The 20975-nt window shown below is 69.2% G+C and carries 23 protein-coding genes; 15 read left to right on the plus strand and 8 right to left on the minus strand.

Going from position 1 to position 20975, the window contains the following annotated elements; translation table 11 throughout:
- The first annotated feature begins 7 nt into the window (after positions 1-7).
- From JAN5088_RS06700 to JAN5088_RS06715, 4 genes are read left to right on the plus strand one after another with little or no spacing between them, the layout of a single operon-like run.
- Positions 8-943 carry an AEC family transporter gene (locus JAN5088_RS06700; protein ID WP_055682038.1) on the plus strand — a complete coding sequence of 312 codons (936 nt, stop codon included), beginning with the start codon at positions 8-10 and terminating at the stop codon, positions 941-943.
- Positions 944-1750 carry an S-formylglutathione hydrolase gene (gene fghA, locus JAN5088_RS06705; protein WP_055682039.1) on the plus strand — a complete coding sequence of 269 codons (807 nt, stop codon included), beginning with the start codon at positions 944-946 and terminating at the stop codon, positions 1748-1750.
- Positions 1738-2367: an HAD family hydrolase gene (locus JAN5088_RS06710; protein ID WP_055682249.1), complete on the plus strand. Its 630-nt coding sequence runs from the start codon at positions 1738-1740 to the stop codon at positions 2365-2367. The genes fghA and JAN5088_RS06710 overlap by 13 nt, the downstream gene beginning before the upstream one ends.
- Positions 2364-3278: an ornithine cyclodeaminase family protein gene (locus tag JAN5088_RS06715; RefSeq protein ID WP_055682040.1), complete on the plus strand. Its 915-nt coding sequence runs from the start codon at positions 2364-2366 to the stop codon at positions 3276-3278. The genes JAN5088_RS06710 and JAN5088_RS06715 overlap by 4 nt, the downstream gene beginning before the upstream one ends.
- Here the strand turns inward: JAN5088_RS06715 and radC are convergent.
- The 3 genes from radC to sfsA form a co-directional block, all read right to left on the minus strand.
- A complete protein-coding gene (gene radC, locus JAN5088_RS06720) occupies positions 3275-4006 on the minus strand; it encodes a RadC family protein (protein WP_233489732.1) in 732 nt (243 codons plus the stop codon). The two genes, JAN5088_RS06715 and radC, sit on opposite strands and share 4 nt — an antisense overlap.
- Positions 4007-4085: 79 nt before the next feature.
- A complete protein-coding gene (gene map, locus JAN5088_RS06725; RefSeq protein ID WP_055682042.1) occupies positions 4086-4898 on the minus strand; it encodes a type I methionyl aminopeptidase in 813 nt (270 codons plus the stop codon).
- A gap of 47 nt (positions 4899-4945) precedes the next feature.
- Positions 4946-5647 carry a DNA/RNA nuclease SfsA gene (sfsA, locus tag JAN5088_RS06730; RefSeq protein ID WP_055682043.1) on the minus strand — a complete coding sequence of 234 codons (702 nt, stop codon included), beginning with the start codon at positions 5645-5647 and terminating at the stop codon, positions 4946-4948.
- Between the two features lie 38 nt (positions 5648-5685).
- On the opposite strand from sfsA, the gene JAN5088_RS06735 reads away from it, so the two are divergent.
- Genes JAN5088_RS06735 through JAN5088_RS06750 form a run of 4 tightly spaced genes read left to right on the plus strand, consistent with a single transcriptional unit; the run spans position 5686 to position 8568 of the window.
- On the plus strand, positions 5686-6405 hold the full coding sequence (locus JAN5088_RS06735; RefSeq protein ID WP_055682044.1) for a competence/damage-inducible protein A: 720 nt from the start codon (positions 5686-5688) through the stop codon (positions 6403-6405).
- Positions 6402-7106, plus strand: coding sequence for a GNAT family N-acetyltransferase (locus JAN5088_RS06740; RefSeq protein ID WP_055682045.1), 705 nt, complete (start codon positions 6402-6404; stop codon positions 7104-7106). The genes JAN5088_RS06735 and JAN5088_RS06740 overlap by 4 nt, the downstream gene beginning before the upstream one ends.
- On the plus strand, positions 7103-7678 hold the full coding sequence (locus JAN5088_RS06745; protein ID WP_055682046.1) for a peroxidase-related enzyme: 576 nt from the start codon (positions 7103-7105) through the stop codon (positions 7676-7678). The genes JAN5088_RS06740 and JAN5088_RS06745 overlap by 4 nt, the downstream gene beginning before the upstream one ends.
- A complete protein-coding gene (locus JAN5088_RS06750; protein WP_055682047.1) occupies positions 7675-8568 on the plus strand; it encodes an OmpA family protein in 894 nt (297 codons plus the stop codon). The genes JAN5088_RS06745 and JAN5088_RS06750 overlap by 4 nt, the downstream gene beginning before the upstream one ends.
- 7 nt (positions 8569-8575) lie before the next feature.
- Here the strand turns inward: JAN5088_RS06750 and JAN5088_RS06755 are convergent, their stop codons facing one another.
- The 4 genes from JAN5088_RS06755 to ilvD form a co-directional block, all read right to left on the minus strand.
- On the minus strand, positions 8576-9481 hold the full coding sequence (locus JAN5088_RS06755; protein ID WP_055682048.1) for a LysR family transcriptional regulator: 906 nt from the start codon (positions 9479-9481) through the stop codon (positions 8576-8578).
- A gap of 167 nt (positions 9482-9648) precedes the next feature.
- On the minus strand, positions 9649-10005 hold the full coding sequence (locus JAN5088_RS06760; protein WP_055682049.1) for a hypothetical protein: 357 nt from the start codon (positions 10003-10005) through the stop codon (positions 9649-9651).
- An 11-nt stretch (positions 10006-10016) separates the two neighbouring features.
- Entirely contained in the window at positions 10017-10790 is a 774-nt protein-coding gene (locus tag JAN5088_RS06765) for a DUF6478 family protein (RefSeq protein WP_055682050.1), read from the minus strand.
- An 8-nt stretch (positions 10791-10798) separates the two neighbouring features.
- Positions 10799-12532, minus strand: a complete 1734-nt coding sequence (gene ilvD, locus JAN5088_RS06770; RefSeq protein WP_055682051.1) for a dihydroxy-acid dehydratase — start codon at positions 12530-12532, stop codon at positions 10799-10801.
- Between the two features lie 142 nt (positions 12533-12674).
- Between ilvD and JAN5088_RS06775 the strand changes: the two genes are divergently transcribed.
- The 6 genes from JAN5088_RS06775 to JAN5088_RS06800 all read left to right on the plus strand — a co-directional run bounded on the left by JAN5088_RS06775 (position 12675) and on the right by JAN5088_RS06800 (position 17755).
- Positions 12675-13574, plus strand: coding sequence for a CPBP family intramembrane glutamic endopeptidase (locus tag JAN5088_RS06775; protein WP_055682052.1), 900 nt, complete (start codon positions 12675-12677; stop codon positions 13572-13574).
- Positions 13575-13644: 70 nt separating this feature from the next.
- A complete protein-coding gene (accD, locus tag JAN5088_RS06780) occupies positions 13645-14583 on the plus strand; it encodes an acetyl-CoA carboxylase, carboxyltransferase subunit beta (protein WP_055682053.1) in 939 nt (312 codons plus the stop codon).
- Between the two features lie 32 nt (positions 14584-14615).
- Positions 14616-15845: a bifunctional folylpolyglutamate synthase/dihydrofolate synthase gene (locus tag JAN5088_RS06785; RefSeq protein WP_055682250.1), complete on the plus strand. Its 1230-nt coding sequence runs from the start codon at positions 14616-14618 to the stop codon at positions 15843-15845.
- Positions 15842-16360, plus strand: coding sequence for a hypothetical protein (locus JAN5088_RS06790; protein WP_074962392.1), 519 nt, complete (start codon positions 15842-15844; stop codon positions 16358-16360). Before JAN5088_RS06785 ends, JAN5088_RS06790 begins: the two co-directional genes overlap by 4 nt.
- Entirely contained in the window at positions 16357-16986 is a 630-nt protein-coding gene (locus JAN5088_RS06795) for a DUF7002 family protein (RefSeq protein ID WP_055682054.1), read from the plus strand. The genes JAN5088_RS06790 and JAN5088_RS06795 overlap by 4 nt, the downstream gene beginning before the upstream one ends.
- A 253-nt stretch (positions 16987-17239) precedes the next feature.
- A complete protein-coding gene (locus JAN5088_RS06800; RefSeq protein ID WP_055682055.1) occupies positions 17240-17755 on the plus strand; it encodes a hypothetical protein in 516 nt (171 codons plus the stop codon).
- A gap of 269 nt (positions 17756-18024) precedes the next feature.
- Here the strand turns inward: JAN5088_RS06800 and zapE are convergent, their stop codons facing one another.
- Complete coding sequence (gene zapE, locus JAN5088_RS06805; protein ID WP_055682056.1) at positions 18025-19086, minus strand: cell division protein ZapE; 1062 nt, start codon at positions 19084-19086, stop codon at positions 18025-18027.
- A 140-nt stretch (positions 19087-19226) separates the two neighbouring features.
- Here zapE and ggt point away from each other — a divergent pair, with 140 nt between their 5' ends.
- Positions 19227-20963: a gamma-glutamyltransferase gene (ggt, locus tag JAN5088_RS06810; RefSeq protein WP_055682057.1), complete on the plus strand. Its 1737-nt coding sequence runs from the start codon at positions 19227-19229 to the stop codon at positions 20961-20963.
- Positions 20964-20975 lie beyond the last annotated feature (12 nt).

A 20975-nucleotide genomic window follows, 5' to 3' on the forward strand; every position in this document is an offset into this window, starting at 1 on the left:
CGTCGCCATGCTGGCCATCTTTCTGAAGACGCTGCCCTTCTTCGCCCTGATCGCGCTCGGCTACGGTGCGGGGCGGACGCGGTTCTTCACGCCAGAGGCGACGGCCTATCTCACGAAGTTCGTCTTCTGGTTCGCCCTCTCGGCGATGCTGTTCAACTTCGCCGCGAACCTCTCGCTGGCGCAGGTCTTCGACCCCCGCTTCATCGCCGCCTACCTTCTGGGCACGGGCGCCGTCTATCTGATCGCCACCGGCGCCGGCCTCGCGCGCGGCCTGTCGGTCGCGGAATGCGCGGTCGAGGCGCAGGTCGCCGTCATCGGCAACGTGGGATTCCTCGGCATCCCCATGTTCGTCCTGCTGCTCGGGCCCGCATCCGCCGGGCCGATGCTGATGGTTCTGGCCACGGACCTCATCGTCTTCTCGTCGCTCATCGTCATCCTCATCACCGGGTCGCGCGACGGGCGGGTGACGTGGCGGACGCTCAGAACCGTGGGCCTGGGGCTTCTGGGCAACCCCATGATCGTGTCTATCGTGCTGGGCATCGCCTGGTCCTCCACCGGCCGCGACCTCTGGCCGCCGGTGGCGGAGTTCATGGCGATCCTCGGCGCCGCCGCCACCCCCGGCGCGCTGTTCGCCATCGGTGCGTCGCTGGCAGGCAAATCCGCGGAACGCCTGTCGGTCGCGGGCTGGCTGAGCTTTTGCAAGCTGGTGTTGCACCCGGCCGCGGTGGCGCTGACCGCCCTCGTCATCCTGCCCGTGGCCGACCCCTTCGCGGCAACGGTGATGATTTCGGCGGCGGCGTTGCCGGTCGCGGGGAATGTGTACATGCTGGCGCAACATTACGGGGTGGCGCCGCAGCGGGTCTCGGCCGCCATCCTCGTCTCGACCGCCGTGTCGATCGTCACCGTGTCGGTCGTCATCGGCCTGCTTGCTGGGGGAACCTGAATGAAGACCGTATCCGAGAACCGCTGCTTCGGCGGCACGCAGGGCGTCTATGTCCACTCGTCCGAGGCGACGGGGACCGACATGACCTTCGCCCTTTTCCACCCCGGCATTCCGGGCGCGCCGGTCCTGTGGTACCTGTCGGGCCTGACGTGCACGCATGAGAACGCCATGACCAAGGCGGGGCTGCAGGCCTGGGCGGCCGAAGCCGGCGTGGCCGTGGTCTTCCCCGACACCAGCCCCCGCGGCGAGGACGTGCCCGATGGCGACGACTTCGACATGGGCCAGGGCGCGGGCTTCTACGTGGATGCCATCCAGGGCGAATGGGCAAAGCACTTCCACATGGAGACCTATGTCCTGTCGGACCTCCCCGAGACGCTTTTCGCCGCCTTCGATCTCGACGAGGACCGCCAGTCGATCACCGGGCACAGCATGGGCGGGCACGGCGCGCTGACGCTCGCGCTGCGGCATCCGGGCCGATTCCGGTCGGTGTCGGCCTTTGCGCCCATCTGCAACCCGTCGCAGAGCGACTGGGGCAAGACACAGCTCGCGGCCTATACCGGCGACGCGGCGGCGCATGATGCAACGGTCCTGCTGCGCGGCGGCGCCGACCTGCCGCCCTGCCTGATCGACACGGGCACCTCGGACCAGTTCTACGACAAGCTGGGCACGGATGCCTTCGCCGCCGCGCTGGCCGAAAGACGAACGCCGGCGCAGCTGCGCCTGCAGAAAGGCTACGACCACAGCTATTTCTTCGTCTCGACCTTCGCGCCCGAGCACGTGGCCTTTCACGCGGAATGGCTGATGTGACCGTCCGCGGCGTCATCTTCGACATCGGCAACGTCCTCATCGAATGGCAGCCGGAGCGGTTTTACGACCGCACCGTGGGCGAGGCGCGGCGGCGCGAGATGTTCGCCGCCGTCGACCTTCACGCGATGAACGACCGCATCGACCTGGGCCAGGGCTTCCGCGACATCGTCCACGAGACGGCCGCCGCCTTTCCCGCCTTCGCCACGGAAATCCGGATGTGGCACGACAACTGGCTCGACCTCGCCGCGCCGGTCATCGACCGATCGGTCCGGCTGATGCGTGCGCTGCGGGCGCGGGGGGTGCCCGTCCATGCGCTCACCAACTTCGGGATCGAGACGTTTGCACTGGCGCGCGGTCATTTCGATTTCCTCGACGAGTTCGACCGGCCGTTCGTCTCGGGCCATCTGGGCGTCATCAAGCCGGACGAGGCCATCTACCGGTTGGTGGAGGAGGATCTTGGCCTGACGGGCGATGCGATCCTGTTCACCGACGACCGGGCCGCCAACGTCGACGCCGCCGGCGCGCGCGGCTGGCGCACGCATCTGTTCGACACCCCGCAGGGATGGGCCGACCGTCTGGTCGCCGAGGGCCTGCTGAGCGAAAGGGAAGCCGCATGACCATCCGCACCATCGGACCGGAGGCCGAACGCCATCTCGACTGGATGGACCTGACGCGCGCCATCGCCGCCGGCCACGACCTTCCGCGCGCCGAGATCGACGACACCTTCCTCTACCGCGGGTCCGACACGATGCTGTCGCGCGCGGCCTGGATCGACGGGCTGGGGGCGCTGGTCAAGACCGCGATGATCTTTCCGGGCAACAAGGACCACGGAAAGCCCGCCGTGGTCGGGGGCGTGTCGCTGTTCTCCGACGACGACGGCACGCTTTCCGCGATGATCGACTTCGGGCTCGTGACCAAGTGGAAGACCGCGGGCGACAGCCTTCTGGCCGCGACGCGCCTGGCTCGGCCCGACAGCCGCCGCATCCTGATCGTGGGCAGCGGCGCCGTGGCGCGGTCGCTGCACGAGGCCTATTCGGCCGCCTTTCCGGACGCGGCCTTCACCGTCTGGTCGCGCACCGAGGACACCGCCCGCGCCTTCGCCCGCGACCTCGGCATCGACCACGCGCCCGATCTGGCGACTGCGGTCGGCGCGGCCGACATCGTCACCTGCGCCACCATGACGACGGAGCCGATCCTGCGGGGCGAATGGCTGCGCCCCGGCCAGCACATCGACCTGATCGGCGCGTACCGCCCCGACATGCGGGAGGCCGACGACGATGTCCTGCGCCGCTCCACGATCTTCGTCGACGCCCGCGCCACGACGCTCGATCACATCGGGGAGCTGAAGATCCCGCTGGCGTCGGGTGCCATCGCGCGCGACGACGTGGTGGCCGACTACTACGACGGGGACGCCATGGCCCGCACCTCCGACGGGCAGATCACGCTGTTCAAGAACGGCGGCGGCGCGCATCTCGACCTGATGACCGCGCGCTACATCCTCGACGCGGTGGATGGCGCCGTCGGCTAGAGCAGGCCTTCGGACCGGAACGACACTTCCGCCGCCTTGCCGATGATGAGGTGGTCGTGAAGCACGATGCCCAGGATCTGCGCCGCATCGCGGATGGCATGGGTCATCGTCACATCCGCCTCCGACGGGGTGGGGTCGCCGGAAGGATGGTTGTGCACCAGGATCAGCGCCGAGGCGTTCAGCGCCAGCGCGCGTTTCACCACTTCGCGCGGATAGACGGGGACGTGATCAACCGTCCCCTCGGCCAGTTCCTCGTCGGCGATCAACACGTTCTTGCGGTCGAGATAGAGCACCCGGAACCGCTCCACGCCCTGATGGGCCATGGCCGTCCGCAGATACTCCAGAAGCTGTGACCAGGACGACAGGACCGGCCGCTTGATGACGCGGGCGCGCGCCATGCGATGGCCCAGCGCCTCCATGATCTTGAGCTGCTCGACCACGGCCTGCCCCGCCCCCGGCACCTCGGCCAGGCGGTCGGGCGGGGCAGCCATGACGCTGTTGAGATCGCCGAAGGTCCGCAGCAGCCGCTTCGCCAGGGGCTTCACGTCCCCGCGCGGAAGCGCCCGGAACAGCAGAAGTTCCAGCAGTTCGTAGTCCGGCATCGCCTCGGCCCCGCCCTGCATGAACCGCGCCCGCAGGCGGGAGCGGTGGTTCAGGCGGGGATCGGGTTCGTCGACCGCAGTGACGAAAGAAGGAACGGCGACGGCGGCAGCAAACAGGTCTGCCATCGGCGCTTCGTGAAAGGCATGGGAATCGGACGGGGCATTGCTCATGCCCCCATCTCGCCCGACCGGCGTTAATCGGGGGTTAAGCGGCCCACGTCGGATGGAACCGCCCGGCGGGCGACAGGGTGAAGATCTCGGCGCCCGTCGCCGTCACGCCGATGGAATGCTCGAACTGTGCCGACAGCGACTTGTCGCGGGTGACGGCCGTCCAGTCGTCGGCCAGCACCTTGGTCTCGGGCCGCCCGAGGTTGATCATCGGCTCGATGGTGAAGAACATCCCCTCCTCCAGCACCGGTCCGGCGCCCGCGCGACCGTAGTGCAGCACGTTGGGCGGCGCATGGAACACCCGGCCCAGCCCGTGCCCGCAGAAGTCGCGCACCACCGACATGCGGTGCCCCTCGGCATAGGCCTGGATGGCGTGGCCGATGTCGCCGAAGGTGTTGCCGGGCTTCACGGCCTCGATCCCCTTCATAAGCGCGTCATGCGTCACCTGGATCAGCCGCTCCGCCTTGCGGGAACGGGTGCCGGCGACGAACATCCGCGAGGTGTCGCCGAACCAGCCGTCGACGATCACGGTCACGTCGATGTTCAGGATGTCCCCGTCCTTGAGGACCTTGTCGCCGGGGATGCCATGGCAGACCACATGGTTCACGCTGATGCAGGACGCATGCTGATACCCCTTGTAGCCGATGGTGGCCGAGGTCGCCCCCGCCTCCCCTACCCAGTCGGTGATGAGCCGGTCGAGCTCCCCCGTCGTGGCCCCGGGCACGATACGGTCGGCGATGCGGTCGAGGATCTCGGCCGCCAGCCGCCCGGCCGCATGCATGCCCGCGAAATCCGCGTCCTCGTGAATGCGAATGCCGTCCCGCGTCAACCTGCCGCGATGTTCGTCCATGACCTGTCTCCGTCTCCTGGGGGCGCACATAATCCGCCCGCGCGCAATTATCCACCGTCGAACGGCAGGGGGGCAGATGCGCGCACGCCCTGCGTGTCGATTTCGGTCGAGAGGCAGATCACTTCCACCCCCGCGGCGCGGGCGGCGTCGAAGGCGCGGGCATAGGCCGGGTCGATGTCCGCGGCCACCGCAACCCGTGCGCAGTCGGTCCGCTGCACGACGAAGATCAGGACAGCGCGATGCCCCTTCCCGACCATCCGGGCCAGTTCCTCCATGTGCCGTGCGCCGCGCCGGGTCACGCAATCGGGGAACTCGGCGAGGTCGCCCTGCCGCCGCAGATGGCAGTTCTTGACCTCCACATAGGTATCGCGGCCCTCGCCCGTCAGCAGGAAATCGACGCGGCTGGCTTCGCCATACGGCACCTCGGCGCGCACGTCATGGCCGGTCAGCCCGTCGATCCGCCCCTCGCGCAGCGCCTCGACCACGACGCGGTTCGGAACGCCCGTGTCGATCCCGGCCATGTGTCCGGCGCCCAGATCGACCAGACGCCAGCCGTAATCCAGCTTGCGTCGCGGGTCGTCGTTCGGCTCCAGCCAGATGCGCGCGCCGGGGCCGGCAAGGCCCGTCATCGCGCCGGGGTTCGGGCAATGCGCCGTCACCTCCGTCCCGTCGTCCAGTCGCGCCTCCGCGAGGAAACGCTTGTAGCGGCGGAGCAGGGTCGCGGGGACGAGCGGTGTGGCGAAGCGCATGGACCCGCCCTATACCCACCCCAGCCAAGGAGACCAAGATGCCGAACCCCACCGCCGCCATGCTCGTCATCGGGGACGAGATCCTGTCGGGCCGCACCCGCGACGCGAACATGCACCATCTGGCGGGAGAGCTGACCAGGGCGGGGATCGCCCTGTCCGAGGTCCGCATCGTCAGCGACGATCACGACGCCATCGTCGCCGCCCTGAACGCGCTGCGCGGCGCATGGGACACGGTCTTCACCTCGGGCGGCATCGGACCCACCCACGACGACATCACCGCCGACGCGGTGGGCGCTGCTTTCGGCGTTCGGGTCGAGGTGCGCGACGATGCCCGCGCCCTGCTGGCCGCGCACTACGGACGCTCGGGGCAGGAGCTGAACGCCGCCCGCCTGCGGATGGCGCGCATCCCCGAGGGGGCCACGCTGATCGACAACCCGGTCTCGGTCGCGCCGGGGTTCACGCTGGGCAACGTGCACGTCATGGCGGGCGTGCCGGCCGTGTTCCAGGCAATGGTGGCGACCGTCCTGCCGACGCTGACCGGGGGCGATCCGGTCCTGTCCACCTCGACCCGCATCGACCGGGGGGAAGGCGACGTGGCGGGGCCGCTGGGCGACCTGGCGCGCGACTATGCCGACCTGTCGATCGGCAGCTATCCGTTCCAGAAGGACGGCGTCTTCGGCACCAATGTGGTCATCCGGGGGCAAGACCGCGCCCGCGTCGACGAGGCCACCGCGCAGCTTGCGAAATTGCTGCCGTGACCGATTGGCTCGGGGTCATCGACGCCTGCTGGCCCGCCGAACGCACGGTCACGGCCGGGCCCTGGCGGCTGCGCGTGACGCCGGGCGGCGGCGGGCGCGTCAACGCCATCTCGGGCGACGGGGACGACATCGACCTCGCCGAACGCACGGCGCGCGATCTGGGGCAGCGGCCAAGCTTCATCGTTCTGCCGGGGCAGGACAGGCTCGACGCGGCGCTTGCCGAACGGGGCTACGGTATCACGGATGCGGTCGATATCCTGACGATTCCGGTGACGACGCTGGCCGTGGGGGTCATGCCCTATGCCACCGCCTTCACCATCTGGCCGCCCCTGCAGATCATGCGCGACATCTGGGCCGAGGGCGGGCACGTCGGCTCGGTGCGCCAGGCGGTCATGATGCGGGCGGCGCGGCCTGCCGGCATCCTCGCGCGGGTGGACGATCGCGCCGCGGGGGCCGCCTTCGTCGCGGCGCATGGCCACGTGGCGCTCCTGTCGGCGGTCGAGGTTCTGGCGCGGCACCGACGCAAAGGCCTCGCGGGCACCATCCTCACGGCCGCGGCCCATTGGGCGCGGGCGCAGGGCTGCACCGAGGTCGCGCTGGTCGTCGAACGCGGCAACGTGCCGGCCCGCACCGCCTATGCTTCCCACGGGATGAAATGTGTCGCAGGCTATCACTATCGCCGCCCCCCGGAGGAGCCATGACCGACCCCACCGCCCTGAACCTGCCGCAAGCCGACCCGCTGCCTGCCGAGACGCAGCGGTATTTCGACATCTGCACGGAAAAGCTGGGCTTCGTGCCCAACGTCCTGCGAGCCTATGCCTTCGACGTGGCCAAGCTCGACGCCTTCACGGGCATGTACAACGACCTGATGCTGGCGCCCTCGGGCCTTTCCAAGCTGGAGCGCGAGATGGTCGCCGTGACAGTCAGCGCCGAGAACCGCTGCTTCTACTGCCTCGTGGCGCATGGGGCGGCGGTGCGGCAGCTGTCGGGCGATCCGGCCCTGGGCGAGATGATCGCGATGAACTACCGCGTGGCGCCGATCACGCCGCGCCAGCGCGCGATGCTGGATTTCGCCGTGCTGATGACGCGCGCCTCGGCCACCGTGTCCGAAGCGGACCGGCAGGGCCTGCGCGACCACGGCCTGTCCGAACGCGATATCTTCGACCTGGTCGCGGTGGCGGGGTTCTTCAACATGTCGAACCGCGTCGCCTCCGCCATCGCCATGCAACCGAACCCCGAGTACCACGCCCAGGCGCGCGGCCCACAGGGGTGATCCGCGCGGTCCTGATGGGGCTTGCACTGACAGGTGCGGCCCAGGCGGACGGGCTGGTGCCGCCAGAGCGGGCGACCGTCACCCTGTCGGACACGCGGTCGCTGGGCAGCCACCGCATCGCGACCGGTCCCTTCGACGGCACGCTCCCCTCCGTCACGGCCGAAGGGACGGTGACGCGGCGCATCTGGCGGCAACCCCTGGCCGAGACGACGCTGAAGGCGCTCGCACCCCTGCGCGCCCAGCTCAAGCGGGATGGCTGGACGGAGGTCTTCGAGTGCGTCACCCGCGTCTGCGGCGGCTTCGACTTCCGGTTCGAGATCGACGTCGCCCCAGCGCCCGAGATGTTCGTCGACCTGGCCGACTTCCGCTATCTGGCCGCGCGCAAGGGCGACGCCTGGACAACCGTCCTCGTCAGCCGGTCGGGCGAGCTGGGTTACGTCCAGACCACGCGCGTCGACCCCGGCTCGGCAGTCGTGCCGGAGATGGCGGTCGCGACGCCTGGTCCGGCGCCTTCCGACGTAGCAGCCGCGCTCGCGGTGCGGGGCCGCGCGATCCTGCCCGATCTCGACTTTCCCACCGGCACGACGTCGCTGCCGCGGAACGACTATCCCTCGCTCGCCGAACTGGCCTCCTATCTCGAAGCGAACCCCGACGTCCGCGTGGCCCTCGTGGGCCATACCGACGCGACCGGCAGCGCGGCGGGCAACCTCGCCGTGTCGAAACAGCGCGCGGAAAGCGTCCGCGCCCTTCTGACCGGCCGCCACGGCATCGCGCCGGGCCGGGTGGAGGCTTCGGGCGTGGGCTACCTCGCGCCAATCGCGCGCAACGACACCGAGACCGGACGACAGGCGAACCGGCGGGTCGAGGTGGTGATCATCTCGACCGAGTGACGGCCGCCTACCAGCCGCCGGGGCCCTTCTCGCGGAAGCTGTCGACGAGGAAGTCGATGAAGGCGCGCACCTTGGGCTGCGTGTAGCGGCCCGGCGGATAGACGGCGTAGATACCCTGCGTCTCCGGGGCGAGGCCTTCGATCGCGGGGATGAGGCGGCCGTCCTTCATCGCGTCGGCATAGAGGAAATCGGGCAGGAAGGCGATGCCCAGCCCGTTGATCGCCGCGTTGAGCAGCGACTGCCCGTCGTTCACCGTCAGCCAGCCCGCCGAACGCACCTGCCGCTTCTCGCCCGAGGGCGCCGTCAGTTTCCAGACCGATCCGTTGGCCTGGTTGGAGTAGTGCAGCAGCTTGTGTTCGTTGAGGTCGTCGATCCGCTGGGGGCGGCCGTATTCCTCCAGGTAGGCAGGTGAGGCGATCATCTGCTTGTGCGTCTCGGCCAGCTTGCGGGCGCGCAGGCTGCTGTCCTCAAGATCGCCGATGCGGACGGCCAGATCGAACCCTTCGGAAATGAGTTCGACGTAGCGGTTGTTGAGCACCATGTTGACCGTGATGTCGGGGTATTCGTGCAGGAACCCGCCCAGGATCGGCGACAGGTGGTTCACCCCGAAGTCCGTGGCCACCGAGACGCGCAGCATCCCCGACGGCGCCGATTGCATCGAGGTGACGAGCGCATCCGCCTCGCCCGCGTCGTTGAGGACGCGACGTGCCCGGTCGTAATAGGCCAGCCCGATCTCCGTGGGCGACACCCGACGTGTCGTGCGGTTGAGAAGCCGCGCGCCGAGGCGGGTCTCGAGCGCGGACACATGCTTGGAGACGGCAGACTTGGAAATCCCCAGCTTCTTCGCGGCATCCGTGAAGCCGCCCTGGTCCACGACCGTGGCGAAGGCTTCCATTTCTGACAGTCGATCCATGGCGGCAGACCCTCCGGAGGGATTTAAGGTGGCCTCGATCAATGCTGTCGGATTGCGGCATCTCCGTGCCTTGGTTGGGTCAATGACGGGATGGTTTCGGGATTTAACCGGGGCAGGAAACACCGGAATTCCCTATCCGCAGGCGGATCGCCGCGGTCATGGGCCCGTCAGTCGCCGTTCACATGGCGCCGGAACGCGGTCTTCAGAATGCCCACTTCGGCGCGCAAGGCGTCCAGTTCGGCGCGCATGTCCTCCGGCGCGCCGAGGCCCGTAACGATGGTGACGCTGTCCAGCATATCGCCCTCGGGGGTGCGGATCGCCACGGTCCACGTCCCGTCCGTCAGCGGCGCAGGACCCATCTCGCCCTCGACCTGCCAGCCGCCCTCGGCGGCGGAGGCCGTCAGGTTGCCCAGCACCTCGTCACCCATCGCCATCTCGAGCGCAGGCGGCTCTCCCTCGCCCGTCAGAAGACCACGATAGACCCCGGATGCGACGGTGATGCGGTTCAAGGTCCAGGCGGTCATGGCGGTCCTTTCTAGATGTCGGCGCGCGGACGGCGGGTCAGCGTCAGATCGTCGATCGTGACCTGCGTCATCTCGGGCCGCTCGATGATCAAGTCGATCCAGGCCGACTCGAGCTTTGCGGGCTTCAGGTCGTGGAACCCCAGGTCGAACTCCGCGCGCAGCGGATCGCCGGGCCGGTCGCCCGGCTGCAACTGGCTGATGAGTTGTTCGGTGTTCGGCCCCTGCCGGATGTTGAGGCGCACGAACGCCTCGGTGGGACGCTCCGTCCGCAGGCGGGCCGAGACGATGACGATATGCGAACGCCGAAGGCCCTGCGCCGCCTCCTGCGGCAGGTCGATGGCCAGCGACAGGAACGAGCCGTGGAACCCCAGGACGTCCATCGACAAGGCGAAGGGCGCCCTTGCCCCGGCGGACGTCCTGCGATGCTGGTGCAGGGTGATCTCGGCCATCGGACAGTCGTGGAACAGCGTCACGCCCTGGGCCAGCCGTGTGCCGTCGAGTGCGCCCGCGACCGATACGGGCGACAGCGCGGCGGCCCAGGGATCCGGCCGCCAGGCCCAGTCGCATTGCGGCGGGCATTCCATGCCATCGCCCGCCCCCAGCAGGCGGCGGTCGGCCGCCCGCGTGACATAGCCGGCGGAAACGGCCAGGGCTCGCGCCGCAGGGGCCAGCCGCGCGAGGTCGGCGAGCGGTATCGCGCCCCCGTCGCGCGCCGCCCGGCGCCACCGCCGAAGCGAGCGGCGGGACCGCAGGCCGTCGATGAGTCCGGGGGGATCCTCGGCCATGCTCCGCCTCAGAGGTCCATGTAGACGTGGGATTCGCCCTGGCCGCCCGGATGGGTGCAGGCGCCCTTCTGGGCCGAGCCGACGAGTTGCGCGTATTTCCACAGCGCGCCCGATGAATACATCGTCTTGCGCGGTCCGGACCAGTCCTCGCGCCGCGCCTCCAGTTCCGCGTCCGACAGATCGACCGAGATCGTCCCCTCGACCGCATTCAGCGTGATGACGTCGCCGTCCCGCACCAGCGCGATGGGGCCGCCATGCGCCGCTTCCGGGCCGACGTGGCCCACGCAGAAGCCCCGCGTCGCGCCCGAGAAACGCCCGTCGGTGATGAGCGCGACCTTCTTGCCCATGCCCTGCCCCGACAGCGCCGCCGTGGTGGCCAGCATCTCGCGCATGCCCGGGCCGCCGGCAGGGCCCTCGTTCCGGATGACGATGACCTCGCCCTCCTCGTACTTGCGCGCCTTGACGGCCTCGAAGGCGTCCTCCTCGCATTCGAAGACACGGGCGGGGCCGGTAAAGACCTGATGCCGCGCCTCCATTCCCGCGACCTTCACGATGGCCCCCTCGGGCGCCAGGTTGCCGATCAGGCCGACGACGCCGCCGGTCGCGGTGATCGGGGTCGAGACCGGGTGGATCACCTTGCCGTCCGCTTCCAGCGTCACGCGGTCCAACTCCTCGCCCATGGAATGGCCGGTGGCGGTCATGCAGTCCTCGTGGATCAGGCCTGCCTTGCGGAGTTCCTTCATCACCACGGGCACGCCCCCCGCCTCGTAGAGATCCTTGGCGACATAGGCGCCGCCGGGCTTCAGATCGACGAAATAGGGCGTGTCGCGGAAGATGTCGCAGACGTCCTGCAGCGTGAACTCGATCCCCGCCTCATGGGCGATGGCCGGCAGGTGCAGGCCCGCGTTGGTGGACCCGCCGGTGCAGGCGACGACGCGCGCCGCGTTCTCCAGCGACTTGCGTGTGACGATGTCGCGGGCGCGGATGTCGCGCTCGATCAGGCGCATCACCGCCTCGCCCGAGGCGATGCAGTACTGGTCGCGCGACTCGTAAGGCGCCGGCGCGCCGGACGAATTGGGCAGCGCGAGGCCGATGGCCTCGGACACGCAGGCCATGGTGTTGGCGGTGAACTGGCCGCCGCAGGCGCCCGCGCTCGGGCAGGCGACGCGCTCCAGGATTTCCAATTCGGCATCCGACATGTTGCCGGCCTGATGCTGGCCCACCGCTTCGAACACGTCCTGGACGGTCACGTCCTTGCCGTTGAGGCGCCCCGGCAGGATCGACCCGCCGTAGATGAAGACCGAGGGCGTGTTCAGCCGCACCATCGCCATCATCATCCCCGGCAGCGACTTGTCGCAACCCGCAAGGCCCACGATGGCGTCGTAGCAATGCCCCCGCATCGTCAGCTCGACCGTGTCGGCGATGGCATCGCGCGACGCCAGCGACGACCGCATTCCCTCGTGCCCCATGGCGATGCCGTCGGTCACGGTGATCGTCGTGAACTCCCGCGGCGTCCCGTTCGCCTGCTTGACGCCCAGCTTGACGGCCTGTGCCTGCCGGTTGAGGGCGATGTTGCAGGGCGCGGCCTCGTTCCAGCAGGTCGCGACGCCGACGAAGGGCTGGTGGATGTCCTCGTCGCCCAGCCCCATCGCGTAGAGGTACGACCGATGCGGCGCACGCGACGGACCTTCGGTCACGTGACGGCTCGGCAGCTTAGACTTGTCGGTGGGGGCCTTCAGCATGGCGGCGGTTCCTTCCTGTCCCTTTGGCCAACGGGGATAGACGCCGCGTCCCCACTGGACAAGGAGCCTTGTCGGCACGCGCGCGCGATTGCCGGCCGGACATCGGGCGTCTAGGATCGCGCAAAAGCGGATGAGGCAGCGCATGTGGACCGTCGAATTCGAGCGTTTCGTCGCTCCTGCCCGGTTCCGACCGCAGATCTGGCGCCTGTTCCTGGGCATCGTGCTGACCGTGGCGATCTATGCGGTCGGGATCATGGCGCTGCTGCTGGCGGTCTGGTCGCTGGCGGGGACGGCCGGCCTGATGGGGTGGATGCAGAACATCGCGGCGGCGGACACGCCCACCTCGGTCCTGCTGATGCTGGCGACCTTCGGCGGGATGTTCGCGGGGCCGCTGGTCGTGGCGCGCCTGCTGCACCGGCGCCCGGCGGCCTCGGTCCTGGGGAATGGCGTGCTGCGCGGGTTCGTCATGGCCGCCGCGATCACGGTCGCGGTCTTCGCCGCAGCCCTCCTCCTGATGCCGCCGGGGTTCCCGCTGGTGCCCAACACGCCGCTGCCGATGTTTCTCAGCTTCCTGCCGCTGGCGCTTCTCGGACTCCTCGTCCAGACCGGCGCCGAGGAGGTGCTGTTCCGCGGCTACCTCCAAGGCCAGCTCGCCGCACGCTTCCGCAGCCCCCTCGTCTGGATGCTGGTCCCCGCGCTGATCTTCGGCAGCCTGCACTACGATCCCGTCACCGCGGGGTCGAATGCCATCTGGCTGGTCGCGGTGGCGACGCTGTTCGGGCTGCTCGCCGCCGACCTCACGCGGGTGACGGGCAACATCGGCGCCGCCTGGGGACTGCACTTCGTCAACAATGCGACGGCCATCCTGATCGTGGCGCTGGACGGGTCGCTGTCGGGCCTCGCGCTCTACGTCACGCCCTTCGATGCGGCCGACGTGGGCACGCTGCGCCCGCTGATCGTGCAGGACGCGTTGACCACGGTGATCGTCTGGGCCTGCATCCGCCTCTGGCTGGCCCGGCGGGCTACGCGGGCCGCGGCCTGACCCGCGTGGGCACGGAATTGCATCCGGCGGCGCCAGTGGCTATCCCCTCAGCCAAACGCGGGGTAAGCACATGAACTGGATCTCGAACTACGTCCGGCCCAAGATCAACTCGCTGTTCTCGCGGCGCGAGGTGCCCGAGAACCTGTGGACCAAGTGCGACGAATGCGGGACGATGCTGTTCCACCGTGAACTGCGCGACAACCTGAACGTCTGCACCAATTGCGGGCACCACATGTACATCGCCCCCCGGGCGCGGTTCGATGCCCTGTTCGACGGCGGCATCTTCACCGAAGTGACGGTCCCGAAACCCATCGAGGATCCGCTCAGGTTCCGCGACCAGAAGCGCTATCCCGACCGCCTGAAGGCCGCGCAGAAGTCGAGCGGCGAGGCCGAGGCCATGCTGGTGGCCGAGGGCGAGATCCACCGCACCCCCGTCGTCGCCGCCGCGCAGGATTTCGGCTTCATGGCCGGGTCCATGGGCATGGCCGTTGGCAACGCGATCATCGCCGCCGCCGAACGCGCCGTGGCGCTGCACCGGCCGCTGATCCTGTTCTCGGCCGCGGGCGGCGCGCGGATGCAGGAGGGGATACTGTCGCTGATGCAGATGCCGCGCACGACAGTGGCGGTCGAGATGCTCAAGGAGGCGGGGCTGCCCTATGTCGTCGTGTTGACCCATCCGACCACGGGTGGCGTCACGGCGAGCTATGCGATGCTGGGCGACGTGCAGATCGCCGAGCCGGGTGCGCTGATCTGCTTCGCCGGGCCGCGCGTGATCGAGCAGACCATCCGCGAAACGCTGCCCGAGGGGTTCCAGCGGGCGGAATACCTTCTCGACCACGGGATGCTCGACCGGGTGACGCCGCGCGGCGAACTGCGCGACGAACTGGCCACCATCCTGCGGATGCTGACGGGCCAGGGACCGATCGTGCACGGCGAACTGCCCGCCCCCGTCGTGGCCGAGGTCGCGATCGCTCCCGCCCCCGAGGCGCAGCCGGAAGATGCGAAGTGACCGAGGGGTCGGACGTCGTCCTGCAAAGGCTGATGTCGCTGCATCCCAAGGTGATCGACCTGGTGCTCGACCGGGTTCACCGCCTGCTGGGGGCGCTGGATCACCCCGAACGGGCCATCCCGCCCGTGGTCCACATCGCAGGCACCAACGGCAAGGGATCGACGCTCGCCATGATCCGCGCCGGGCTGGAGGGGGCGGGCGATACCGTCCATGCCTATACCTCGCCGCATCTGGCCCGCTTCCACGAACGCATCCGCGTGGCGGGCGACCTGATCGCGGAGGACGAGCTGTCGGCCCTGCTGACGGAATGCGAGCAGGCGAACGGCGACGCACCCGTCACCTATTTCGAGATCACGACCTGCGCCGCCTTCCTGGCCTTCGCGCGCACCCCCGCCGACTGGACCCTGCTGGAGGTCGGGCTGGGCGGACGGCTCGATGCGACCAACGTCGTCGATCCGGCGCTCTGCGTGATCACGCCCGTGTCCATAGATCACGAGGGGTTCCTGGGCGACACGCTGGCCGCCATCGCGGGCGAGAAGGCTGGCATCCTGAAACGCGGGGTGCCCTGCGTCGTGGGCCCGCAAGACGACGCGGCGCTCGAGGTCATCGAACGGCAGGCCGCGCGGCTGGGCGCACCGCTCCACGTCCACGGCCAGCACTGGCATGTGGCCGAGGAAGCCGGCCGCCTGATCTTCCAGGACGAGACCGGGCTGATGGACCTGCCCCTGCCGCGGCTGATCGGCCGGCACCAGGCGCACAATGCCGGCGCCGCCATAGCCGCGCTGCGCCTTCTGGACCGTGCCGCCGGGGCCGAGGCCGCGATGACGCGTGCCGAATGGCCCGCCCGCCTGCAACGGCTTCGATCGGGGCCGCTGGTCGATGCGGCGGGCGGCGCCGAACTCTGGCTCGACGGCGGGCACAATCCTGCCGCCGGGGCCGCGCTGGCCGAGGCGCTGACCCGCCTGCCGCCCGCTCCGCTGCACCTGATCTGCGGAATGCTCAACACCAAGGACGCCACCGGCTACATGGCGCCGCTCGCGCCGCTGGCAGACGACCTGCACGCCGTCTCGATCCCCGGCGAGACGAACACGCTGACGGCCGCCGAGACCGTCGCCGCCGCGACGCGCGCGGGTCTGTCCGCATCGGAGGCCGGTTCCGTCGCGCAGGCCATCGCCACCGTCACCGCCCGGGCACCCGACGCCCGCATCCTGATCTGCGGGTCGCTCTATCTTGCCGGCCATGTCCTGAGGGAAAACGCATGATCCGCCTCGCGCTCCTCGTTGCCGCCCTGGCCACCCCGGCGCAGGCGGCGACCCACGCCTTCTGCTGGACCGGCGCGAACGGCTACCGGATCGAAGGGCACATCGGCTACCCGGACGACATCCGCGGCATCGTGACCGAAGACAGCGTCACCTCCTTCGGCATCACCGGCTGGCACGACGACCGGCGGCTGGGGCAATGGTCGCTCAAGGACCGGAAGCCCGACACCTCGTTCACCCTCCGCTTCGACACGCGCACGCTGTCGTTTCCCATGGGCGGCTACCGCGAGAACGGCACCTATCAGGAATGGAACGCCAACGGATTCGCCGACGACTGCGGCGATCCGGGCTTCGGCTTCAACGGCGGCAACCGGGCGCAGGACGTCTGCGTCGACGGCGTCTTCATCGAAGAATCGGGCATCACCCCCGACACCCCGCTCGCCGTCTCGCCCGATGCGGCGAACCCCTGCGGGCCGCTCATCATGTCGTCGCTGGCCCTGCCCCGGCGTCGCCTGTGACACCCGAAGCCTTCGCCGCCCGGCATCCCCGCCTCTACCGTCTGTCGTCCGCAGGCAGCCTCGACGGCATCCGGCGGCATGGGCTCCTGACCGCGCGCAGCCTTGCCCGGCTGGCGGGGCAGGAATTGCCCGATACCCGCCGTCCCCGCGCGATTGACCTGACCCTGGCAGACGGCACGTCGGTACGGATCACCGACAATGCGCCCCTGTCCGAGAAGCGGCTGGCCGGCGTGCTGGACGACGCGCTGACGCCGGCGGACTGGCTTGGCATGCTGAACGTGCGTGTGTTCTTCTGGCCCACGAAGCGGCATGGCGCGGGCAACCTGAAGGCCCGCAGGCGACACGGCTACGCCAGCGAATGGCACGTCTTCGACACCCTCCGCCTGCTTGCGCCGGTGTGGGACCGGGCCGAGATCGCGCCGTTCAATTCGGGCGCGACCGTCCATGTGCCGCCCCGCCGGGGGCTGGGCACCTTCGCGCCGCTCGACGGGCTGGACTTTGAGGACTGGCGTGGAAGGCGTCGGCAGGCGGGCGCGGTGAAGAGGCTCGACTCCGTTGCCGAAGTCACCGTCCGGGGCGACCTTTCCCATGCCGCCGCAGCGCTGGTCGAGGTCTCGCCCACCTGAGGCCAACATCCATGAAGTGGAGTCCGAGACCGGCTGACCTGCAGTCCTCGGATGACCGTCACGCGCGCCACCCGGACGCCGGCATCCTTTCGACCGCCGAAGCGGCCGCTATAGGGGGCTGCCTGCTGTATGCTGCGCGGGACGTAGGGGACAGCCGGCGGCGGCGGCGATAAGGGAGGCAGACCGCAGGGTCCGCGTTACGGACATTCCGCGGAAGTCGAGTTCGATCTGTGGGTCTACCTGTTACCACTGGATGGAGGACGACAGGACGGGTGAGAAGACCTTCAGCAAGCGAACCCAAGCCTCCGAAACCGGCGAAGAAACCTCATCCGACCGCTACCCGTCGGAGATGTGGATCAGGCCGGCGAGCAAGGAGCATGAGAAACGTAAGCACATCTTCTCGGCAGCGGGGCCGTTCGCCGTTTCCGCCACTTTCGCCGAAATCCGCCGGCGCCACGACATGGGGCGGAACAGGCTCTATCCGGTCAAGCTGTTCACGGAGGAACGCAGGACGCCTTACGAAAGCGAGTATTTCTTCCCGAACCTCGGCGAGCAGAAAAGCGGCTTCGCCCCGGAACGGTCGAAGAACTTTGAAGACGACCTGACGAACGACAAAGCGATGCTGCAAGATCCCGAGCACGGAAACATCGGCGTCACGGCGAACGTGCTTTCCGGCGTGGATTTATGGATGGACCCGACGTTCTTCACCGCGACGTTTTCCGTGGGCGCCTCGGCGGAAGCACTGAACCGCGCGAAAGACGTTCCATAGCCGGGGCACGAAGGAGGGCGTGTCGCTTGCCCGCTGTGAGATTGTCGGAGGGCGCGCCTGATGGCTGGCGTCCTCAACTCCTTAGGACATCCGAAACGCCGTCTGTAGAACGGGCATCGACCCTGACGCCACGGGCAACAAGGTCGGGCTTGCCAATAACGCCGAGACCTCGTCCAACGCGCCGTCTGCCGCATCAAGGACTTTCCAGCGCATCGCCACCCGCTGCGACAACCCAGCCGCAACCTGCGCCGCCGCCATTCGCCGAGAGGCTATGGGCCCTGGCCCGCCGACGCGTCCTTGCCCCAATCCTCGGCCTGCATCTCGCGCAGGCGGCTCGCGGTCCGCTCGAACTCGAAGACGTCGGTGCCCGACAGGTCCTCCGGCTCGGCCTCGGCCGACACGATCAGCTTGACCCCCGCCTCGTAGAGCGCGTCGATCAGCGTGACGAAGCGGCGCGTCTCGTTGTGGTGGGCGCGGTCCAGCCGTGGAACGTCAGTCAGGATCAGCACCCGCACCGCCCGCGCCAGTGCCAGATAATCGCCCGCCCCGAGCGGCCGGCCGCATAGGTCGGCGAAGGACGCCCGCGCAACCCCCGATGCGAAATCCTCCAGCCGCAGGTCGCGGCCCTTGACCCGGAGCGTCAGCCCCTCCGACCGGCCGCCCGACAGGCGGGCCCAGACGTCATCCAATGCGCCGCCGCCCACGAAGTATCGCGTCTCCCCTGTCAGGCGGTCCTGCCGCCAGTCGCGCGGCGAGGCCAGTTCGTGCACAATCATCCGCTCCTTCACCATCTCGATGAAGGGCAGGAACAGCGCCCTGTTCAGCCCGTCCTTGTAGAGGTCGTCGGGCCGCCGGTTCGACGTCGTGACCACATGCACGCCCCCCGCGAACAGCTTGTCGAACAGGCGGGCCACGACCATGGCGTCGGTGATGTCGGTGATCTGCATCTCGTCGAAGCAAAGCACGCGGGTATCGGCGATCACCGCCTCGGCCACGGGGCCCACCACGTCGGTCTGCCCGGCCGCGCGGGCGCGGTGCATCCCGTCGTGGATCTCCTGCATGAATGCGTGGAAGTGGACGCGGCGCGACGGCACCGGCGCGGCTTCGTGGAACAGGTCCATCAACATCGACTTGCCGCGCCCGACGCCCCCCCACAGATAACACCCCATCGACCCCTCGGGGGCTTTGCGCCGCCCGAACAGGCCGCGCCGGTCCGGCTCCGCCAGCTTGGCGCGGATCGTCTCGAGCGGCGCCAGCGCGGCCTCCTGCGCGGGGTCGGGGGTGATGCGCCCCTTGGCCACGCGGGCCGCGTAGAGTTCCTGCAATGTCATTCCCGCACCTAGCCCCGCTGCCGCGTGCAGTTCAACGCCCCCGGCCCCGTCGCGGCGCCTTTGTGCCCCCGCGTCACATGAAGGATTGTTTTTGCGACCGATGCCGTCATCCTGTCGCCATTCACGACGGGAGAGAGATCATGCGTATTGCCCTGACCCTATCGCTGTTGCTGGCCCTGCCGGCCCAGGCCCAGATCGCCACCGACGCCGTCACGCCCGAAGGCGCGACCGGCACGGCGACCGAGGCCCGCGCCCCGGTGGAGGCGGAGAACTGGATGATCACCGCCGCCAATCCGCTGGCCGTCGAGGCCGGTGCCCGCGTCCTGCGCGAGGGGGGCACGGCGGCCGACGCCATGGTCGCGGTGCAGACCGTGCTGGGGCTGGTCGAGCCGCAGTCCTCGGGTCTGGGCGGCGGCGCCTTCCTCGTCTGGTACGACGCCGCCACGGGTGAGCTCACGACGCTCGACGGGCGGGAGACCGCGCCGATGGCCGCGACGCCCAAGCTGTTCCTCAAGGACGACGGCACGCCGATGGAGTTCTTCGACGCGGTCGTCGGCGGCCTGTCGGTCGGCACCCCCGGTACGCCGATGCTGCTGGAGGAGGCGCACCGCCGCTGGGGCCGCACCGCCTGGTCCACGCTCTTCGACGACGCCATAGGCCTCGCCGAAGACGGGTTCGCGGTTTCGCCACGCCTCGCCGCGCTGGTGGCCGAGGATGCGGACAAGCTGTCGGTCTCCGATGCCACGGCCGCCTATTTCCTGCCGGACGGACAGGCCATCGCCGAAGGCTCGACCCTCAAGAACGCCGCCTATGCCGAGACGCTCCGCAAGCTGGCGCGCGACGGCACCGATGCCTTCTATTCCGGCGAGGTGGCCGAGGGGATCGTGGCGACGGTGCGGGGCGCGGCGCAGCCGGGTGTCCTGACGCTCGACGACCTGACCGCCTATGACGTGGTGGAGCGCGAGGCCGTCTGCGCGCCCTATCGCGAGGCCGAGGTCTGCGGCATGGGCCCGCCCTCGTCCGGCGCGCTGACCGTGGGGCAGATCCTGGGGCTGATCGAGCCCTACGACATCGGCGCCATGGGTCCCGACAGCGCGGAGGCCTGGCGGATCATCGGCGACGCCTCCCGCCTCGCCTTTGCGGACCGGGGCCGCTACATGGCCGACAGCGACTATGTTCCGGTGCCTGTCAGCGGGCTTCTGGACCCCGCCTATCTGGCGGAACGGGCGGATCTTCTGTCGGGCGACGACAGCCTGCCCGAGGTCAGCGCCGGAACGCCGCCCTGGGATCACGCGATGCTCCTGAGCGACGACCGGAGCATCGAACTGCCGTCGACCTCGCACATCTCCATCGTGGATGCGGACGGCAATGCCCTGTCGATGACGACGACCATCGAGAACGGCTTCGGATCGCGGTTGCTGGCGCCGGGCGGGTTCCTCCTCAACAACGAACTGACGGACTTCAGCTTCGAGACGCATGAGGACGGGCGGCCCGTCGCCAACCGGGTCGAGCCGGGCAAGCGGCCCCGGTCTTCCATGGCGCCGACCATCGTGATGCGCGACGACAAGCCCGTCCTCGTGGTGGGCAGCCCCGGCGGCAGCAGGATCATCGGTTATGTCGCCAAGACCATCATCGCCCACATGGACTGGGACATGGACGTGCAGGCCGCCATCGCGCTGCCCAACATGGTCAACCGCTTCGGTACCTTCGATCTGGAGGAAGGGACATCCGCCGCGGACATGGCCGGAGCCTTGCAGCAGCTTGGGTTCGAGACCGAGGTGCGCGACCTGACCTCCGGCCTCCATGTCATAGCCCTGGGCGAGACGCTCACCGGCGGCGCCGACCCGCGGCGCGAGGGTGTGGCCATCGGCGAGTAATCCGCCCGTCGT

Source organism: Jannaschia rubra (genome assembly GCF_001403735.1).
Taxonomy (GTDB): domain Bacteria; phylum Pseudomonadota; class Alphaproteobacteria; order Rhodobacterales; family Rhodobacteraceae; genus Jannaschia; species Jannaschia rubra.

Bases quoted from the DNA above. Each gene is read 5' to 3' on its own strand.
- JAN5088_RS06700 (WP_055682038.1), top strand. From the start codon at position 8: ATGCTGGCCATCTTTCTGAAGACGCTGCCCTTCTTCGCCCTGATCGCG.
- fghA (WP_055682039.1), top strand. From the start codon at position 944: ATGAAGACCGTATCCGAGAACCGCTGCTTCGGCGGCACGCAGGGCGTC.
- JAN5088_RS06710 (WP_055682249.1), top strand. From the start codon at position 1,738: ATGGCTGATGTGACCGTCCGCGGCGTCATCTTCGACATCGGCAACGTC.
- JAN5088_RS06715 (WP_055682040.1), top strand. From the start codon at position 2,364: ATGACCATCCGCACCATCGGACCGGAGGCCGAACGCCATCTCGACTGG.
- radC (WP_233489732.1), bottom strand. From the start codon at position 4,006: ATGGCAGACCTGTTTGCTGCCGCCGTCGCCGTTCCTTCTTTCGTCACT.
- map (WP_055682042.1), bottom strand. From the start codon at position 4,898: ATGGACGAACATCGCGGCAGGTTGACGCGGGACGGCATTCGCATTCAC.
- sfsA (WP_055682043.1), bottom strand. From the start codon at position 5,647: ATGCGCTTCGCCACACCGCTCGTCCCCGCGACCCTGCTCCGCCGCTAC.
- JAN5088_RS06735 (WP_055682044.1), top strand. From the start codon at position 5,686: ATGCCGAACCCCACCGCCGCCATGCTCGTCATCGGGGACGAGATCCTG.
- JAN5088_RS06745 (WP_055682046.1), top strand. From the start codon at position 7,103: ATGACCGACCCCACCGCCCTGAACCTGCCGCAAGCCGACCCGCTGCCT.
- JAN5088_RS06755 (WP_055682048.1), bottom strand. From the start codon at position 9,481: ATGGATCGACTGTCAGAAATGGAAGCCTTCGCCACGGTCGTGGACCAG.
- JAN5088_RS06760 (WP_055682049.1), bottom strand. From the start codon at position 10,005: ATGACCGCCTGGACCTTGAACCGCATCACCGTCGCATCCGGGGTCTAT.
- JAN5088_RS06765 (WP_055682050.1), bottom strand. From the start codon at position 10,790: ATGGCCGAGGATCCCCCCGGACTCATCGACGGCCTGCGGTCCCGCCGC.
- ilvD (WP_055682051.1), bottom strand. From the start codon at position 12,532: ATGCTGAAGGCCCCCACCGACAAGTCTAAGCTGCCGAGCCGTCACGTG.
- JAN5088_RS06775 (WP_055682052.1), top strand. From the start codon at position 12,675: ATGTGGACCGTCGAATTCGAGCGTTTCGTCGCTCCTGCCCGGTTCCGA.
- accD (WP_055682053.1), top strand. From the start codon at position 13,645: ATGAACTGGATCTCGAACTACGTCCGGCCCAAGATCAACTCGCTGTTC.
- JAN5088_RS06785 (WP_055682250.1), top strand. From the start codon at position 14,616: ATGTCGCTGCATCCCAAGGTGATCGACCTGGTGCTCGACCGGGTTCAC.
- JAN5088_RS06790 (WP_074962392.1), top strand. From the start codon at position 15,842: ATGATCCGCCTCGCGCTCCTCGTTGCCGCCCTGGCCACCCCGGCGCAG.
- JAN5088_RS06800 (WP_055682055.1), top strand. From the start codon at position 17,240: ATGGAGGACGACAGGACGGGTGAGAAGACCTTCAGCAAGCGAACCCAA.
- zapE (WP_055682056.1), bottom strand. From the start codon at position 19,086: ATGACATTGCAGGAACTCTACGCGGCCCGCGTGGCCAAGGGGCGCATC.
- ggt (WP_055682057.1), top strand. From the start codon at position 19,227: ATGCGTATTGCCCTGACCCTATCGCTGTTGCTGGCCCTGCCGGCCCAG.